The sequence below is a fragment of the Acidicapsa acidisoli genome, from assembly GCF_025685625.1.
Lineage (GTDB): Bacteria > Acidobacteriota > Terriglobia > Terriglobales > Acidobacteriaceae > Acidicapsa > Acidicapsa acidisoli.
This window is the reverse complement of record NZ_JAGSYI010000004.1, coordinates 238,849-257,348: the sequence shown is the minus strand read 5'-3', so window position 1 is coordinate 257,348 and position 18,500 is coordinate 238,849. Positions and strand designations below refer to the sequence as shown.

The 18,500-nt window shown below is 57.7% G+C and carries 9 protein-coding genes; 7 read left to right on the top strand and 2 right to left on the bottom strand.

Going from position 1 to position 18,500, the window contains the following annotated elements; genetic code table 11:
- Positions 1 to 20: 20 nt before the first annotated feature.
- The 4 genes from OHL23_RS23085 (at position 21) to OHL23_RS23070 (ending at position 10,051) form a co-directional block, all read left to right on the top strand.
- Positions 21 to 1,220 carry a TIM barrel protein gene (locus OHL23_RS23085; protein ID WP_396127409.1) on the top strand — a complete coding sequence of 400 codons (1,200 nt, stop codon included), beginning with the start codon at positions 21 to 23 and terminating at the stop codon, positions 1,218 to 1,220.
- A 450-nt stretch (positions 1,221 to 1,670) separates the two neighbouring features.
- Positions 1,671 to 5,327: a TonB-dependent receptor gene (locus OHL23_RS23080; protein ID WP_263354395.1), complete on the top strand. Its 3,657-nt coding sequence runs from the start codon at positions 1,671 to 1,673 to the stop codon at positions 5,325 to 5,327.
- Between the two features lie 81 nt (positions 5,328 to 5,408).
- Entirely contained in the window at positions 5,409 to 6,617 is a 1,209-nt protein-coding gene (locus OHL23_RS23075) for a tetratricopeptide repeat protein (protein WP_263354394.1), read from the top strand.
- A gap of 47 nt (positions 6,618 to 6,664) precedes the next feature.
- Positions 6,665 to 10,051 carry an alpha-L-rhamnosidase gene (locus OHL23_RS23070; protein WP_263354393.1) on the top strand — a complete coding sequence of 1,129 codons (3,387 nt, stop codon included), beginning with the start codon at positions 6,665 to 6,667 and terminating at the stop codon, positions 10,049 to 10,051.
- Between the two features lie 121 nt (positions 10,052 to 10,172).
- Here the strand turns inward: OHL23_RS23070 and OHL23_RS23065 are convergent, their stop codons facing one another.
- A complete protein-coding gene (locus OHL23_RS23065; protein WP_263354392.1) occupies positions 10,173 to 12,659 on the bottom strand; it encodes an ABC transporter permease in 2,487 nt (828 codons plus the stop codon).
- A 512-nt stretch (positions 12,660 to 13,171) separates the two neighbouring features.
- On the opposite strand from OHL23_RS23065, the gene OHL23_RS23060 reads away from it, so the two are divergent.
- The 3 genes from OHL23_RS23060 (at position 13,172) to OHL23_RS23050 (ending at position 16,473) form a co-directional block, all read left to right on the top strand.
- Positions 13,172 to 13,846: a gluconate 2-dehydrogenase subunit 3 family protein gene (locus OHL23_RS23060; RefSeq protein WP_263354391.1), complete on the top strand. Its 675-nt coding sequence runs from the start codon at positions 13,172 to 13,174 to the stop codon at positions 13,844 to 13,846.
- 10 nt (positions 13,847 to 13,856) lie between these two features.
- The gene (locus OHL23_RS23055; protein ID WP_263354390.1) at positions 13,857 to 15,428 is read left to right on the top strand and encodes a GMC oxidoreductase; all 1,572 of its coding nucleotides are present in this window, start codon (positions 13,857 to 13,859) and stop codon (positions 15,426 to 15,428) included.
- A 136-nt stretch (positions 15,429 to 15,564) separates the two neighbouring features.
- Positions 15,565 to 16,473 carry a TIM barrel protein gene (locus tag OHL23_RS23050; RefSeq protein WP_263354389.1) on the top strand — a complete coding sequence of 303 codons (909 nt, stop codon included), beginning with the start codon at positions 15,565 to 15,567 and terminating at the stop codon, positions 16,471 to 16,473.
- A gap of 177 nt (positions 16,474 to 16,650) precedes the next feature.
- Here OHL23_RS23050 and adh read toward each other — a convergent pair whose 3' ends face one another.
- Positions 16,651 to 18,183, bottom strand: a complete 1,533-nt coding sequence (gene adh, locus OHL23_RS23045; protein ID WP_263354388.1) for an aldehyde dehydrogenase — start codon at positions 18,181 to 18,183, stop codon at positions 16,651 to 16,653.
- Positions 18,184 to 18,500: the final 317 nt, after the last annotated feature.

The window sequence follows — 18,500 nt, the reverse complement described above, 5'->3', positions numbered from 1 at the left end:
TTCGCGAGAGGATGAGAGGAATGACCAACATGGCTTCGGACAGGGAACTGGCAGATCGGGCCTTTCAGGTGCTCGACGATTTCCGCATTGAAATTCCTTCGTGGGGCTTCTCGAACACCGGAACCCGCTTCGGCAAATTCCTCCAGACGGCCGCCGCCTCGACCATCGCGGAAAAGTTCAGCGACGCCGCCGAAGTGCAGCGGCTCACCGGCAGCACGCCCACCATGGCGCTGCACGTACTCTGGGATCTGCCGAACGGGCTCGCGGATGTGGAAACGGTCCGATCGCTCGAAAAACAGCACTCCATCCGCGCCGGCTCCATCAATCCAAATCTCTTTCAGGATCAGGAATACAAATACGGCTCCCTCTGTAATCCCTCCGCCGAAATCCGCGCCCGCGCCGTCGACCACATGATCCTGTCCGTCGAAATTGCCAGCCAGCTCAACTCCCGCGACATCTCTCTCTGGCTTCCAGACGGCTCCAACTACCCCGGCACCCAGAGTATTCGCCATCGCATCGGCTGGCTCGAAGAGGCCCTGCAGGAAACCCACCATCACATGGTTCTCGGCCAGCGCCTGCTTGTCGAGTACAAGCCCTTCGAACCCGCCTTCTACCACACCGACATTGCAGACTGGGGCATGGCCCTTCACCTCGCCAAGGCCGCAGGACCGCAGGCCCGCGTGCTGGTTGACACCGGGCATCACTACGCCGCGCAGAATATCGAGCAAATCGTCGCGTGGCTCATCCACACCGGGATGCTTGGCGGATTCCACTTCAACGACCGTCGCTACGCCGACGACGACCTCACCCTCGGCTCAATCGATCCTTACCAGGTTTTCCGCATCTTTCACGAGATTCACGCTGCCGGTCATGAGGGCGTTGCGCTCGATGTCGCCTTCATGATCGATCAGAGCCACAACCTCAAAGGGAAGATCGAAGCTATGGTCCAGACCGTCGTCAGCGCCCAGGAGCTTTGGCTCAAAGCCTCACTTGTTGATCGTGACCAGCTTTCCCATCTTCAGAAGAAATGCGATCTCGTGGCCGCCGAAGAACTCTTCCGAAAAACCTTCTGGCAGGACATTCGCCCCGTCGTCGCCGAATGGCGTGCTGCGCGAAATCTTCCGGTCGATCCGCTTTGCGCCCTTCGCAAGAGCGGCTATGTCGAACGAATCACCCAGGAGCGCGCGGGACGGCAGTCCTCCGGCGGCAGTTACGCCTGACGAAAATCCTGCCATAAACGTCAACTTTCGCCGATGCACGTTCTGCTCCGATCTGACGCTCAGGCGGATTTTGATTCAATAGGGAATATATAACGAATCAGAATAAGCGATTTACCCGCAAAAGTTGTATCGCGAAATTCATTACGGTCAATTACACCCTCCAACACACGCGCAGACAATCCTCCACGCTTCGCCACTCCCTTTGTTTTCACCAAAATACGTTCGTCAAAATCTACAATCTTCGATCTTAAAAATTTCAATCAGAAAACAAATTCTTTGTTGACAATCGTGAAACGGAATGATTACTCTCCGGCTGCACTGAAATTCACTCATTACGTGACACGAATCCCTCTTGGGGTTTTTCAGGGCGCATTCATTGTTCCCATGGCGCTTCCCTCGCTCGGAACAATCTCCCTGGCTCGATGGAAAGAAATTTCAGGAGGTTTCACGATGATGCGCAAACGAAGTCTCGTTCTCTGGGCGGTCCTGTTGATCGTCGCGACCGGCAATCTCTTTGGGCAGACTGGAGCAACCGGCACGATCCTCGGGACAGTGTCCGACAGCACAGGCGCCGTGCTTCCCAACGTCAAAGTCACGGTAACCAACACCGAAACTGGCGTCGCCTATCACACCGTCACAAGCACCGCCGGAGACTACGACGCCCCATCGCTCAACCCCGGAAGCTATTCGGTAACAGCCGAGGCGGCTGGCTTTGAAAGGTCAAAGACTGATGCCTTCACGCTCCAGGTCGACCAGAAATTTCGCCAGGATCTGACCCTCAAGCCCGGTGCGGTAACCGTCACCGAAGAGGTCACCGCATCTGCTGTCTCGCTCGATACAGATACCGCCGCGCTCTCTCAGGAGATGAGCGGTGACCAAGTGGCTAACCTTCCGCTGAATGGGCGCAACTTCATGCAGTTGCTGCTGGTCGGTGCAGGCGCTGTCACGGTCGGCGGCGAGCAGGGCACCATGCGCCAGGGCGAAGGCGGCGCCGTCAGTATCAATGGCGGCCGTCCCGAAGGCAACAACTACACCCTCGACGGGTTGAACAACACCGACCAGGCGCTCCAGACCCCGGCGGTGATTCTGTCCCAGGATGCGATCGGCGAATTCAAGGTGGAGAGCGGCATCTATCCCGCAGAGAATGGTTTCGGCGCAAGCCAGGTCAACCTCGTCAGCAAGGGCGGTACAAACTCGCTTCACGGAACATTCTTCGAGTCCGATCGCAACAATGCTTTCGACGCAGTGCCGTTTACAAACGCCAGCTACACCGGCACTCCTACCTCAAACCCGGTTTTGAAGCTGAATCAGTTCGGCTTCGTCATGGATGGTCCCGTCTATATCCCAAAGATTTATCACGGCCGTGACAAGACCTTCTTCATGGCCAACTACGAAGGCTGGCGCATGAACAACGGTCAGGCGATCCGGGAGACGGTTCCAACTCCAGCTGAGCTGTCGGGCGATTTCTCGACAACCACTCTTCCGCAAATCAAGGACTCCAATGGCAATGTGGTCATCGCCGCGGGCTCACTGCTGCCTGCGTACGGAACGACTGCCTGTCAAGCCGCGCAAAACGCAGGCTATGACTGCCTGCCCGCTGACCCCGCAACCGGTTTGAATGACTGGGGAACCCAGGTTCCTACCACCGCTCAAACATCCCGCATTGGCCTCCTGGCCGTCACCAATGGCTACTGGGCTACTCCCACTGTCGCCAACACCACGGAAGGCACCAACAACTTCATCGCAAACGTTGGCGCTCCGCTGACGAGCAATCAGCAGACCTACCGTGGAGACCAGAACCTCGGCAGACTCGGTTCAATCTTCGGCCGCTACACCCACGCCACGTATCAAAACAGCAATATCTACAACTCCGGTTCCATCAACTACGGCCTCGAGCAGTACTTCCAGACGGAGAATAGTTGGGAAGTCTCTCACACCATTAATCTCGGCCCTAGAAACGTGAACAACTTTCGCTTCGGCAAGTTGACGGCGACCGCGCCGGAGGGCTCCGCTGCTCCACCAGCCTCTGTAATCAGCGCGCTCGGGGAAACCGGTGTCTTCACACACTTTGGGCCGCTCCAACAGACTTGGCCTAACGTAGGGTTCGGTACAGGCGGCTTCGCTTCGGGAGGCGGTCCCGTGAATTCCTATAGCGGATCGGAGAACCCGAACTGGGAGTTCGCCGATTCCTTCACCACCGTGCATGGAAGGCACACCATCAGCCTTGGCATCGACTACCGGCGTTGGCATCTCGTTAGAAACCTGGACGACGATTTCTACGGCGACTGGACCTTCAGCGGGAAGACGGGCGCGAACAATTTCGAGCCGGTAAGCGCGACGAATGCCGCCAGCAGTTGTTCCAATCCAGCGTCCGCCATCAATGGTGGAAGCCCGCTGTGCGGCACCGGCAACGCAGTAGCCGACATGCTGACCGGCTACTACAGTGGAGTAGGCGGATATGTACCAGCTCCGCTGAGCCCGACGACGTATGCTGGCAACGCACAAGATCATGTATTCAGCTATGTCGGACCGTTCGCGGAAGATGATTGGAAAATTTCTCCCAAACTCTCCATCAACTACGGTCTGCGTTGGGACTTCCGAGCTGCAGCCTATGAAGCGTCGAACCACTTCTTCTGGCTCGACACCACGAACCCCAACGGCGGCCTGTGCTATGCCGACCCGCAGTTGAGCACGGACGGAGTCGCCCCTGGCGTGGGCCTCAACGGAGGCCCCATTCTCCGCTACTGCGGCTCCGTGCCTCATCCAGGCTCGAAGTTGCCCTTTGCGCCAAGGTTCGGCGTCAACTACCGCATCGACGACAAAACCGTCGTTCGCGGCGGCTACGGCATATTCTTCGACTCTTTTGAAGGCCGCGAGATAGATGATTCGGCCGACATCTATCCCTACAGCGTACGCAACAATCTCAATCCGGTATCTGTCGGAAACTTGCCGAAGTTGAGCAACCAGTTATTCCCGAGTTACGCAAACCTGGGACCGTTCCCCGAGTCCTCGTTGTCCTTCATCGCGGTCATCGAATCCGAGAATCCTCTCAACCCTTACGTCCAGTCATGGACACTATCCGTCGAGCGCGAGATGGCCAGAAACACCACGCTCGAAGTCAACTACATCGGAACCAAGTCGACCCACCTCCTGGATCGCCGCAACATCGCTCAACCCTTCCCAATCCCAGCGGCCAGTCTGGGCTTCTGCCAGGAACAGAACGCTGCCGGCACCTACATCAACGCAACTGCTTCACCCTGCGCCCGGGTGTACCGCAACCCCTACGCGAATTTCAACGGGACCTACATCGACAGTGACTTCCACGGTTACGCCAACTACAACGCGATGAATATCAAGTTTGAACATCGCGCGCATGACTTGGCTGCAACGGCAATCTTCACCTGGGCCAAGAGCATGGACGACAAGTCGGCGGCAGCCGGCGTGGGCGGCACAGGCGGCGGCTACCAGGGCTTCATCAACAATCAGGATCCGAACCTTGACTACGGTCCATCGGACTTTGATGTCGATCACCGCTTCGTAGCCAGCTATGTCTACCAGCTCCCATTCGGCCGCGGCAAGAAATTCGCCGGCACAGTCAATCGGGCCGCCGATGTAGCGGTCGGAGGATGGCAGTTGAGTGGTATTACTACCTTCCAGACCGGCTTCCCGTTCAGCGTTCTGGGCAACGATCCTCTCGGTCTGACAGATGCTACGAACAATCGCGCAGACTATGTAGCAGGCTGCAAGATCCACAGCAATATAAGCGAGCCATTCCAGAGAATCAACACGGCCTGTTTCTCCAATCCGGCTCTCGGCGAGTTTGGAAACACGTCGCGCAACTTCCTGCGCCAGCCCGGTATCAACAATTGGGATATGGCGATTGGCAAAGACTTCAGCATTACGGAGCGGCTCAGGTTCATGCTCAAGATGGATACCTTCAACACCTTCAACCATCACCAGTACGCCGGCGATGTAGGCGGTCTTATCGTCGCTGGATCGGGAGGAAACAACGCCATCTCCAACACCGTGGGCTCGGCGACCTTTGGCCAGATCACGACCGCATCCTCGCCGCGCATTCTGCAATTCAGCGGCAAGATACAGTTCTGAGATCTCAACCCCTGCTTGACTCGAAAGCCGCCACGCTTATCCGGCGTGGCGGTTCTTTTCGTCAGGAGATACACTACGGCGATGATTCGCAAACCATTCCAATGGAGCCTTATCTTGGCCCTGGGCTTCGCGTCGATTCCGCTCGTGAACTTCGCTCAGTCCGGCGACGAATCCGCACGCTACGCCGAGGCAGGACAGCAAGCACTGGCAGCCGAGCGATATGTTGAAGCCCAAACAGCTTTTGAAAAGCTGGCAAAGCTCGAGCCCGGTGTCGCCGAAGTACACGCCACTCTCGCCGTCATCGACTTCAAGCTGCGCAACTACGAGCAGGCAGTCACGGAAATACGAACTGCCCAGAAACTCAAGCCCGGCTTGCCCAAGTTGGATAGCCTCCTCGGCATGTCTCTGGCCGAATCAGGCCGGTTCTCTGAAGCCCTGCCCGGTTTGGAGAAAGGCTTCAAGCAGTCCACCGACAAGGAAGTAAGACGCATGTGCGGCCTGCAGCTTCTGCGCACTTATACCGGACTAAGACGCGACTCCGAGGCCGTGGAAACTGCGCTGGCGTTGAACAAGCTCTATCCCGACGATCCCGAAGTCCTATATCAAACCGGACGCGTCTACGGTAATTTCACCTACCAGGTCATGGAAAAGCTGCACGATGAGGCGCCCAATTCAATCTGGATGTTGCAAGCTCAAGGGGAGGCCGCCGAGAGCCAAAAAGACTACGACACAGCACTTGCAGCATTCAATCACGTTCTCGTCCTCGATGCTAATCGTCCCGGTATCCATTACCGCATGGGCCGCGTATATCTGACGCGCTTCCGTGAGAATCACCTCGACAAAGATCGAGACGCAGCGCTGGAGCAGTTTCGAGCGGAATTGGCAATCGACCCGCAGAACGGCAACGCAGAATACGAGTTAGCTCAGAGTGACTACGATTTGGGTAATTTCCAACAAGCACAGTGGGAGTTTGAATCCGTCGTGTCCAAACATCCGGATTTCGAGCAGGCTAGAGTAGGGCTGGCAGGCATATTGTTGGAGAACGACAAGAATGATCTCGCTGCTCAGCAGCTTCGACGCGCCGTCGAGTTGAATCCCAACGATGATGTTGCCTGGTACCGGTTGACCCGTGCTCTGCGCACGTCAGGGAGTCCAGAAGAGCAAAAGAAAGCTATGACCGAGTTCCACAGAGTGCACGCGCTTGTAATCGCGCACACGGCCCCTGCCAAAGCTTCTGAATCAGACCAGGAAGTGACGCCTCAAAAGCTCGGAGAAATATCGCAACCGTAAACAAAAACAGGCGAGATCATCACAATCACCCACGAGGATAGGTCCCAATGCATCGATTCAATAGAAAGATAATCATCCTGAGCACCGCGATCGTCGCAAGCCTCCTGATGCAACCGCAGTCAATGTACGCTGCCAACGCCAAATCAGAGGCAACAGGTGCTCCGGCCAGGCTGCAAACAGACAATCTCGCCACTCCTCTGGGGCTCGACGATCCTACGCCACAATTCGCCTGGCAGCTCGTCGATGGGCGCCACGGCGCGCATCAATCCGCATATCAAATCCAGATCGCAACTCATCGCGAACTGCTCTCCTCCGGCAAACCTGACGCATGGGACAGCGGACGCATCTCTTCCGATCACTCCATCGGCGTCGGATATCAGGGAACCGCGCTCGCCCCAACCACGCGTTATTACTGGCGCGTCCTCGCGTGGGACAAGGACGGAAAGCCCTACCCCGCCAGCGAAGTCAGTTGGTTTGAGACCGGCCTCATGGGCAAAGAGAACTGGCGCGCCAAATGGATCGGTTATCAAACCTGGGAAGAAGCCGCCGTCCGCAAGGCGAATGCCGCATGGGTCATAACTCCGGATGGCGAGGAACTCTCAAAAATCAAGCAGGCCGAGCAGCACATCTCCTATCGCGCCCCATTCACTCTCGATAAGCCCGCCCGTCACGCCATCCTCTTCGTCACCGGCGAAGATGTAGCTTCCGCCTGGGTCAACGGCAACAAAGTCGCCACCGGCGCACCACTGCCGCCCTGGAAGCAACTCCCCTGGAAGAAATACCAGCAGATAGATGTAACTTCCCAGACTCATCCCGGCGCAAACACTTTGGCCATCGAGATCACTCACTATGTCGTCAATCCCAACGGCATGGCGGGTCGTGAAACACCTCCCATGAGCGCCACACTCGTTGCTGAGTTGCAGGACGGCTCAATCGTAACCTTCGCCACCAACGCAGGCTCCGATTGGAAAGCCTCGATTCACCCCGCGGCGGACTGGACCAGCGCACCCACACAGGATGCCTCGTGGAAGCCCGTAGCGCCTTACGTACAAGCCCCTGGCCCGATGACGGAACCAATCGGCAACCCATGGCCAGCGCAATCCGTCAAAGCCCTCCGTCATAACTTTGAAATCTCCAAGCCAATTGCTTCCGCGCGCCTCTATTCAACCGCTCTCGGCGCATATCAAGTCTTCGTCAACGGCAAGCGTACCGGCGACGACGTCCTCGCTCCCGGTTGGACAGACTTCCGCCTGCGCCTGAAATATCAGACCTACGATGTAACATCCGAATTAACTCAGGGCAGTAACGCAATCGCAGCTCTCGTCGCTCCCGGCTGGTACTCGACGCCCCTGCAATGGTTCCAGCAACCCAACTTATACGGTACAGCGCCGCCATCGCTCATCGCTCAACTTCGCATCGAATACCGCGACGGCACAATCGATTGGGTCATAAGCGACGAGAACTGGAAAGCAGATACATCCCCTACCCTGAAGGCCGAGATATATGACGGAGAAACGCAGGACGCGCGTCTCATTCAGCCCGGTTGGAACGCCCCTCATTTTGAAGCCAAAGGCTGGAAGCCCGCCGAAATTCACACTCCCGACCTCAACGGCATCCAGATCGACGGCCAGGACTGCCAACCCATCCGCGTCGAGCGTACCATCACTCCGAAGGCCATGACCGAACCCGCGCCCGGCGTCTATATCTACGACATGGGCCAGAACTTCTCCGGCGTAGAAAAGCTGCGCCTCGAAGGCCCCGCAGGGACGAACATTCAGGTCCGCACCGGCGAAGTCCTCAACGCCGACGGCACCCTCTACACAGAAAATCTGCGCACCGCCAAATCCACCGATCACTTCATACTGGCAGGGAAGGGAATCGAAGAGTTTGAACCGCAGTTCACCTTCCACGGCTTCCGCTATCTCGAACTCACCGGCCTTCCGCAGAAGCCACTCGCAGACGCGGTTCAGGGCGTCGTCTTCCACACCGCCGCCAGCTTCACCGCGCAACTCAAAACCGGTAGCCCCATGATCAACCAGCTATGGAGCAACATCCTCTGGGGCCAGCGATCTAACTTTGTCGGCGTGCCCACCGACTGCCCGCAGCGCGATGAGCGCCTCGGCTGGACCGCTGACGCGCAGGTCTTCTGGCGCACCGCAACCTACAACATGGACCTCGCCGCATTCTCTCGCAAGTTCACCGCCGACATTCGCGGCACCCAAACAGGCAGCGGTGCAGGCACCGAAGTAGCCGGCGATCTCTTCGGCATCTTCGCACCCGGAACATCGTCTACCAGCTCATCCTCCGGCGCAGGCTGGAGCGATGCCGGCGTCATCATCCCCTGGACCTCCTGGGTCCAAAACGGCGATACAAAGGTGCTCCAGCAGAACTGGCCGGCCATGACCAGATACCTCGACGCCATCGAGCGCACCAATCCCAATTTCCGCTGGAAAAACAACGCAGGCATCCCCTTCGGCGACTGGCTTTCTCCCGAAGGTCCAACCCGCTACCTGTTAGTCGCAACCGCATCCTGGGCCTACGACGTGACCTTGATGCAACAGATGGCCCATGCCCTCGGCAAGACCGACGAAGAAGCAAAGTACGCGCAGCTATTCGAAAAGATCAAAGCCGCCTTCATCAAAGAATTCGTCCATGACGACGGCTTCATCGCCGGAGCCGACCTCGAACCATCCCCATTCGGCGTTATCAACAACCCCGACGCCAAAGCCAAGGATGGCGACACGCAAACCGGCTACGTCCTTGCGCTCCACATGAACCTGCTACCCGAAAACCTCCGCCCCGCCGTGGCCCAGCATCTGGTGGACAAGATCAAAGCCAACCACGGCCTGCTCGGCACCGGCTTTCTCGGCACGCCCTATCTGCTCGCCGTGCTCACCGAGAGCGGCCATCGCGACTTGGCCTACAAGCTCCTTCTCAACACGGAATACCCATCCTGGGGCTATCTCATCGACCACGGAGCCACCACCATGTGGGAGCGTTGGAACGGCGACCAAATGCGCAAAGATCCCAGCATGAACTCCTACAACCACTACGCCTACGGAGCAGTCGCCGACTGGATCTACCGCTACGCAGCGGGCATCGACACAATCACCAGCGACGCCGGCTTCCACACTGTCTTTCTGCACCCATCCTTCGACGCGCAACTCGGCAGCATCGACTTCACCTATCCCTCCCCATACGGCGAAATCCACTCCGCCTGGACCATCAAAGAAGGCACGGCGCAATGGGATTTAACGATCCCCGCCAACACCACCGGATGGCTGCCTCTAAGCAGTACGGAAACAGCAAACTACAAGCTCAACGGCAGCGCTCTCAGCCAAAGCAAGTTAGTCGAGTCCGCGCAGAAAAACCAGCAATCCGGCTTCACCCTGCCATCCGGCACATACCACTTCGAAGTCACCGGACTTCGCTAATTCACCGAATGCAGACATGAAACTCGGAATCTGGGTGCCCCATCCTTCGCGCACTTGCGAAGTGTGGGAGCCTGTAGAGCTCGCATTCCCACAATCCCACAAACAGATTCGGTAAGAGCACTCACTCCGACCGAAGAGCGTTCACCGGTTCCACCGTCGCCGCCCTGCGCGAAGGCAGATAGCAGGCAACATACGAAATCACCAGAATCACCGCAGTAATAGTGCCATAGGTCAACGGGTCGACCGGGCTTACATTGAACAGCAGCGAAGACATCAAGCGCATCGTGATAAGCGAAGCCACCAATCCAAATCCAACGCCAATGCCAGTAAGCAACAATCCATGCCGCACAAACATCCCGGTTATTACCTCTCGCTGCGCGCCCAGCGCCATGCGAATGCCAATCTCCCGCGTCCTCTGCGAAACCGAATAAGAGATCACACCATAAATCCCGACCACGCCAAGCAGCAGCGCCATCGCGCCGGCAACACTCAACAGCACGAGAGTAAAGGAAGTCCGCGCCATCGATCGCTTATAGAGAAACCCAAGAGTACGCACATCCGCAAGCGGCAGATCCGAATCCGTTGACCAGACAGCCTGCTGCACTTCCTTCATGAATGATTCCGAGCCTGCGCGCTGGCTTCGAATCACAATCGTGAGGAACCGCTGCATGCGAACATCGTCGCTCTCAAATCGAGCCATCAAAACAGGCCAGTAAACGGTAGTCGGCGCGGCCTTGCTCACGCCATCATCATGAACGTCCGCTGCCACGCCGACGATCTCGCGCCAGTCATCCTTCGTGCTCACGCGGATTCGCTTCCCAAGAGCATTCGCAGGGTCATGCCAGAACTCGCGCGCAAAGTTCTCGGAAATAATGGCCACAGGCAACTGCTGGTAGTTATCGCTCCAGCTAAAATCACGACCCGCAAGCAGCGGCGTGCCGAGCGTCGAAAAGTATCCTGGCGAAACATACTTGAATCGCCGTATCGGAGGAAGCTGGCCTTCCGAGTAAGTACGATCCTGCGTATACAGCACATCGTTCGAAGAACCGCCATCCATCGGAACGCGGCTTCCAAAGGCCACGGAGCTGACTCCCGAAATTGCAGCAATCTTGTCTCGAATATCCTGCTCCATGTGCAGCAGGCGTTGAGGGTCCTTATCCGGCACAGTCGACTCTGGAATGAACACATGAAACGTCTGCAACGAATCCGGCGCAGCAAAGCCCGGAGCAATATGCATCATCGAGTTGAAAGTCCGAATCATTAGGCCGGAACAAATCAGCAGCACCAGCGCCAGCGCCACCTGCAAAATCACAAGCGCATTGCGCGTGCGATGTTGTTCCCGGCTCTGGCTCTGCCCGCGGCCGCCCTCGCGAAGGCTCAGATTGGAACCCTCTCTGGCATATCGCAGCACAGGAATCGCGCCGATCAGCAGGCTGGTCAGAATCGCAATCAGAAGCGTAAACAGCAGCACCGGCAAGTCAATCCCGATCTCATGAAGTCGCGGAAGCCCGGTGGGCGCCAACGCAATCAACAGTCGCAACGCCCCATAGGCCAGTCCCAATCCAACCAGGCTTCCGACTAACCCAAGCGAGAAGCTCTCCATGAGCAACTCCCCGGCAATGCGCTTCGATCCCGCGCCCAGCGCAGCCCGAACAGCCAGTTCCTGCCGCCGCCCCTCGACGCGCACCAGCAGCAGATTGGCCACGTTCGCGCAAGCAATCAACAGCACCATGATCAGCGAACCCATCAGAACCCACAGCGTCTTTCCCACATCCCCGATCACGTCCTTCTTCAGCGGACGCAAATTCGGGCTCAGCTTCGCGCTCTCAAAAATCTTGGCGCTAAACCCTTCCGGCGCAGGGAAATTGCCAATGGCGATAGGAATCAGCCGCGCAAGATCGGCGTTTACCTGCGCCATCGAGACGCCAGGCTTCAGCCGTGCAAGAGCCTGATAGCTGAAATTGCCCAGCTTTGTCTTGTTGCGATCCCACTGGAAAGGAAGCACCACCGCCGTGTCTTCCATGTCGAGGAACTGAAAGCCCTTCGGCAACACGCCGATGATCTGGCGCGGCTTTCCGTCCAATGTTATCGAGCGCCCAATCACCTTCGGGTCCGCGCCAAACTTTTTTCGCCAGTAGGCGTTCGAAAGCAGCACCGTCTGCGGCGCACCGGCCGTGTCGTCAGCCCTGGTAAACAGCCGCCCAAGCGCAGGAACGACACCAAGAATCGGCAAAGTACCGTCAGAAACATCGAGACCCTGCACATGCTCCGGCTCGCCCACTCCCGTTACAGTCAGCGAATCTCCGTCGTAAACACCGATATCCTGGAGCGTCCTGCTCTGCTCGCGATTGGTAAAGTAAAGAAACGGCGCCATGTTCAGGTCTTCAAAACCCACTCCGGGCGCATGATGCCAGACACCAATCAACTGCTCTGGATGAGGATAGGGCAGCGGCTTGAGCAGCACTCCTTCAATCACGCTGAAGATCACAGCATTCGCTCCCACCGCGACCGCAAGCGTAATCAGCGTAATAGCAGTAAACATCGGCGTCCGGCTGAATCTCCGCGCCAACTGCCTTGTTTGGTCAAAGCCCGCAACGAAAGTCGCCATTAATCCGCCTCCTCAATCAAGACATCCCCACACCGCCAGCCCTTAGGCCGTCCACGCCACGCACGCCATTGCACGTTCCGAACCAAACGAATGCAGATGCATGGCTCACCTTTGCAACAGAAAGAGTCAGATGGTCGCTTCGTCGGTAAGAGAATCTGTCCGGAATCGGAAACTGGCCGTCCGAAACCGAACACCATCCCAACAAGCCTTCCGCTCCCACGTAGTCTTACGTCGTCAGGAAGGAGATTGTTCCGCGAGCGCATCCAACCATTGCGGCGGAGTCTCACGATCAGATCAGACGCCAATGCGATGATTTCTTCGTCTCAAAAAGAATCATTTGCATTTCCCACTCCAGACTTTTACCCTCGTCAAGCAGACGAAATTTGGAATCTCGCACCACTCAAAAATCGATAAAGCATCAACCTTCGAATTCAGACCCAACGCCTCGCTTCGGCAATTGCAACCGACTCCGCGCCACCGTCTGAACCATCAAGAGGAGATCAATCCCAACCATGCAAAGGCGTGATTTCGTCAAAGCAATGATGGCGGCCTCCGTGACCGCTCGCGCGGCACTCGGACAACAGACTGCAGCACCCGCCGCGCCGCCTCCGCCGCCCCAGGCTCCCGGCCCGTTGCCCTGGATGCGTGGCCTCATGGAAGCGAAGCCGCTGCCCGTCGGACAGCTTACCCCTGACGCCGTCGCGCAAACCGACGCGCATTTCTTCAGTCCACAGCAGTTCGCCACCCTGCGCCACCTTGGCGAGATCCTGCAACCTCCATACAAAGGCTACCCAGGCGCAACCGAAGCAGGAACCCCCGAATTCCTCGACTTCCTCATCAGTGCCTCGCCCGCCGACCGCCAGCAGATGTACCAATCCGGCCTCGATCGCCTCGAATCCGAAGCTAAACAGCACTTCGGCAAATCCTTCGCGGCGATTGATATCTCGCAGGCCGATCAGCTTCTCCGTCCCTGGCTGCGCACCTGGCTAAGCGACCACCCACCCACCGAGCCTTACGCCCTGTTCATCAACATCGTGCACACCGACATCCGCACCGCCACAATGAACTCCCAGGCATGGAGCGACGCCGCCCATCGCGCCGGCCAGCAAACGCCCAATATCGATCTCTACTGGTACCCGGTCGACCCCGATCTACGCCGAAATACCAGCAACAACGGAAGGAATTAGCCGAGGACACATGGCCGAAGAAATCGTAGACGTACTTATCATCGGCTCCGGCCACTCCGGAGGAATGGCCGCAAAGGTCCTCACCGAAAAAGGCATCTCTTGCCTCATGCTCAACGCCGGCCCCATCGCCGACGTGCAAAAAGACACGGAGGTCAAACCCGCCTACGCCCTGCCGTATCGTGGCTTCAGGCAACCCGGCCAGTTGCCGCACGTCTTCCAGGCCAACGAATTCAACGCCAACACCTGGGTCGACGAAAAAGAAGTCCCCTACACCTACGATCCGGGCAATCCGTACAACTGGGTGCGCGTGCGCCTCTTCGGCGGCCGCTCGCTCTTCTGGTCACGCGCTTCCTTCCGTCTTAGCGACTTCGAATTCAAAGGCAAATCCCACGACGGCTACGGCGACGATTGGCCCATCAGCCTCGCCGATCTTGCGCCCTACTACTCTCGCGTCGAAGGCATCTTCCGCGTCCAAGGCCAGCTCAGCGGACTCCCACAATTCCCCGATGGCAACTTCATCCCGGACGAAGCTCCATGGTCAGGCTGCTTCCAGCGCCTCATTGCAGCAGGGAAGCCCCGTAACGTCTCCGTCTGCCGCCAGCGCACTTCCCTCGGCATCAACGGCCTTGCCAGCTCCGTCAACCTGCTCCTGCCGGATGCCTTTGCCACCGGCAAGCTCCGCGCCATCCCCAATGTCGTTGTGCGCAAACTCACCACCGACAAAAACACCGGCCTCGTCAACGAAGCTCACTTCGTCGACCGCATCTCACGCCGCGAAATGTCCGTGAAGGCCCGCGTCGTCGTCCTCGCCGCCGGCACGCTCGAAAGCACGCGCCTTCTGCTTAACTCCGAACTCGCGAACTCCAGCGGCGTCATGGGCCATTACCTCATCGACCAGATCTACGGCGCAGGCATTACCTGCTCGGTGCCAGAAGCCCGCGACGGCAAAGCCACGCCCGGCCTCATGGGCGGCAGCGCCCTCATCCCTCGCTTCCGCAACATCGACACCAAAGCCAAAAACTTCCTCCGCGGCTACTCCATCAATGTTTGGAGCACCACCGGCGCTATGGATCCGCGCAGCTTCGCCGCCTACGGCGAAGAGCTGCACCGCAAGCTCGACAGCTATCACGGCAGCGGCATCTCCACCAACATCATGGGCGAAGTGCTCGCGCGACCTGAAAATCACGTCCGCATCAACAAAGACGTTGTCGATGCCTGGGACATTCCCGTCCTGCACATCGAAACCAAGTACACCGACAACGAATTCAACATGGCCCACGACTCCGTCGATACCGCCATCGAACTCGCCGAAGCCGCAGGCTTCGAAGTTCTCGCCAAAAACTACGATCCCAACCCGCCCGGCTATAGCATTCACGAACTCGGCACTTGCCGCATGGGCAACGACCCAAAAACCAGCGTGCTCAACAAATGGAACCAGAGCCACGACATCAAAAACCTCTGGGTCGTCGATGGCAGCGCCTTCGTCAGCGCGGGCTGGCAAAACCCGACCATGACCCTAACATCCCTGGCCATGCGCGCCTCTGAATATCTCGCCGAACAAATGCGCCAGGGCAACGTCTGAGAACCGATGAACCAAACTCGATGGAAGTGAAGGGTACGGACTTCAGCCCGTACATCAGTCGATCAATACAAATGGGGCTTTAGCCCCTGAGGGTCATCAAAGTCAACCCGACTCACAATCAACAATGGAGATAACATTGAACCCGTCCCGCAGAGACTTCCTCAAAACCAGCGCAGCCACGCTAGCCTGCGCCACCCTCTTTGAAAGCCAAATGCTATACGCCAAAGCACTCAACCTGCCGCTCGGCCTGCAACTCTACTCCGTCCGCCAACTCCTGCCGACGAACTACGCAGGCACGCTGAAAGACATCGCCGCTCTCGGCTTCAAAGAAGTCGAATCTGCCGGCTACTACAACCACAGCGCCGCAGAAGTAAAGCAGGCCATCGCCGACGCCGGCCTCAAGTTAGTCAGCGCCCACCACTCATCCGTCGACCTCCACAAAGACCTCGACCACATCATCTCTTTCAGCCACGACCTGGGCCTGAGCTACATCATCTGTTCCTTCCCCGGCAAAACCCCAGCCAACGAACACAACAAAGACTTCCACCTCGACGACTGGAAGTGGAACGCCGACGAGTTCAACAAAATCGGCGAAAAAGTATCCGCCGCCGGCATGAAATTCGGCTATCACAACCACACCGTAGAATTCACCCAGACCGACGGCGTCCTACCCTTCGTCGAACTCATGCGCCTCACCGACCCCACCAAAGTCACCGTAGAAATGGACTGCGGCTGGGTCATCGTAGGCGGCGGCAATCCCGTCGAGTTGCTTAAGCATTACGGCAACCGCATCTCCATGCTCCACGTAAAAGACTTCATCCTTCCCGCGGGCTTCGTCCGTGGTGGCGGCAAGCCGGCCACCGAGCAACCCAAAGTCGAAGAGCTCGGCCTCGGCTCCGTCGACTACCGCCCTATCCTGGAAGCAGCCGCAGCCACCGGCCACATCAAACACTGCTTCGTCGAACAGGAAGCCTTCAACGTCCCACCCATGCAATCCCTGAAGATCGACGCAGACTACATGCACAAACTAGGCGCCACGAGCTAACCCAGCCTTTGCTTTTCTGTCTGTCATTCCCGAAGGGAATCTGCTTCCCTAAGACACGAATCCCGCGAGCGCCAACAGCGCCTGCGGGATTCGTGTCTTAAAACTAAGCGCACCACCAGGAATCTGGGTACCCCACCCTTGACGAGTTTCATCCGTCAAGGGTGGGAGACCACAAATCTAAAAGAACCCCAGCTTCTTCGGGCTATAACTCACCAGCATATTCTTCGTCTGCTGATAATGATCCAGCATGATCTTGTGATTCTCCCGCCCGATACCGCTCTGCTTATACCCGCCAAACGCCGCATGAGCCGGATAAGCATGGTAGCAGTTCGTCCACACGCGCCCCGCCTGGATCGCGCGCCCAAACCTGTAGCAACGATTCGCATCCCTGCTCCAGACGCCCGCACCCAGCCCATACAGCGTGTCATTGGCAATCGCCAGCGCCTCGTCCTCATTCTTGAAGGTCGTCACAGAAACAACGGGCCCGAAGATCTCCTCCTGGAAGATCCTCATCTTGTTATGCCCTTCAAAGACCGTCGGCTTCACATAATAGCCGCCTTCAAGATCGCCTTCGAGCATGTTCCGCTCGCCGCCAATCAGGACCTTGGCCCCCTCCTGCTTGCCGATGTCGATGTAGCTCAGAATCTTCTCCATCTGCTCGCTCGAAGCCTGCGCACCAATCATCGTCGTAGAGTCCAGCGGATTCCCCTGCTTCACCGCCGCCACGCGTTTCAGCGCCCGCTCCATGAAGCGGTCATAAACGCTCTCCTGAATCAGCGCCCGGCTAGGACACGTGCAAACCTCGCCCTGATTCAGCGCAAACATCGTAAAGCCCTCAAGCGCCTTGTCAAAGAAGTCATCATCCTCCTGCAGCACATCCGCAAAGAAGATATTCGGCGACTTACCGCCTAACTCCAGAGTTACTGGGATAAGATTCTGGCTGGCATACTGCATAATCAGCCGCCCCGTCGTCGTCTCGCCCGTAAACGCAATCTTCGCAATCCGCGACGAAGAAGCGAGCGGCTTGCCCGCCTCCAGCCCAAATCCATTCACAATATTCAGCACGCCTGGCGGCAGCAGATCGCCAATCAACTCCGCCCAAACCAAAATGCTCGCCGGAGTCTGCTCCGCCGGCTTGATCACCACGCAGTTGCCCGCGGCCAGCGCTGGAGCCAGCTTCCACGTCGCCATCAGCAGCGGAAAATTCCACGGAATGATCTGCCCCACCACGCCCAGCGGCTCATGAAAGTGGTAAGCAACCGTATCGTCGTCAATCTGACTCAGCGAGCCCTCCTGCGCCCGGATGCACCCCGCAAAATATCGCCAGTGGTCAATCGCCAGCGGCAAATCCGCAGCCATAGCCTCGCGAATCGGTTTGCCATTGTCCCACGCCTCGGCCTCGGCCAGCAGGGCAAGGTTATCCTCCATGCGCTGGGCAATCTGGTTCAGAATATTCGCCCGCTCCGCCACGCTGGTCTTGCCCCAACTCACCTTGGCCCTGTGCGCCGCATCCAGCGCGAGATCGATATCCGCCGCATTCGACCGCGCAATCTCGCAAAACACCTTGCCCGTCACCGGGGTTACATTCTCAAAATACTGACCGGAGACAGGCACCACCCACTCGCCTCCGATGTAGTTGCCATAACGAGCACGAAATCCATGCCGGCTGCCGCCCAGAACTCCAGGCTGCAAAGAAGTCAAAGTCGCCATAATTCACCTCATTCGGAGAGCAGGCGCACCGAATCCCGCGCAATCTCTCCAAGCCCCGAATCTTACACCCGCCCCGGCGGCTTCCGTCAATCATCTCCCGAGCCCACGCTCGCCAAGAGTCAGATCCACGCAAAGCGGCATTCTGTCAATGCCTGATTTCACTCAGGCAACCCGTTTTTCAACTCCATTAAATCGATTCACTGATCGTGCCGAATAACGGAACACCGAAGGCAAAGTCATCCTAATGTCAGGAATCTATGGTCCGAAAACAGTCATCATATTGATGCTGTGTTAATGGGTATGCAAAGGAATCTAAA

Excerpts from the sequence above, each read along its gene's own strand:
- OHL23_RS23085 (WP_396127409.1), top strand. The coding sequence starts at position 21 with ATGACCAACATGGCTTCGGACAGGGAACTGGCAGATCGGGCCTTTCAG.
- OHL23_RS23080 (WP_263354395.1), top strand. The coding sequence starts at position 1,671 with ATGATGCGCAAACGAAGTCTCGTTCTCTGGGCGGTCCTGTTGATCGTC.
- OHL23_RS23075 (WP_263354394.1), top strand. The coding sequence starts at position 5,409 with ATGATTCGCAAACCATTCCAATGGAGCCTTATCTTGGCCCTGGGCTTC.
- OHL23_RS23070 (WP_263354393.1), top strand. The coding sequence starts at position 6,665 with ATGCATCGATTCAATAGAAAGATAATCATCCTGAGCACCGCGATCGTC.
- OHL23_RS23065 (WP_263354392.1), bottom strand. The coding sequence starts at position 12,659 with ATGGCGACTTTCGTTGCGGGCTTTGACCAAACAAGGCAGTTGGCGCGG.
- OHL23_RS23060 (WP_263354391.1), top strand. The coding sequence starts at position 13,172 with ATGCAAAGGCGTGATTTCGTCAAAGCAATGATGGCGGCCTCCGTGACC.
- OHL23_RS23055 (WP_263354390.1), top strand. The coding sequence starts at position 13,857 with ATGGCCGAAGAAATCGTAGACGTACTTATCATCGGCTCCGGCCACTCC.
- adh (WP_263354388.1), bottom strand. The coding sequence starts at position 18,183 with ATGGCGACTTTGACTTCTTTGCAGCCTGGAGTTCTGGGCGGCAGCCGG.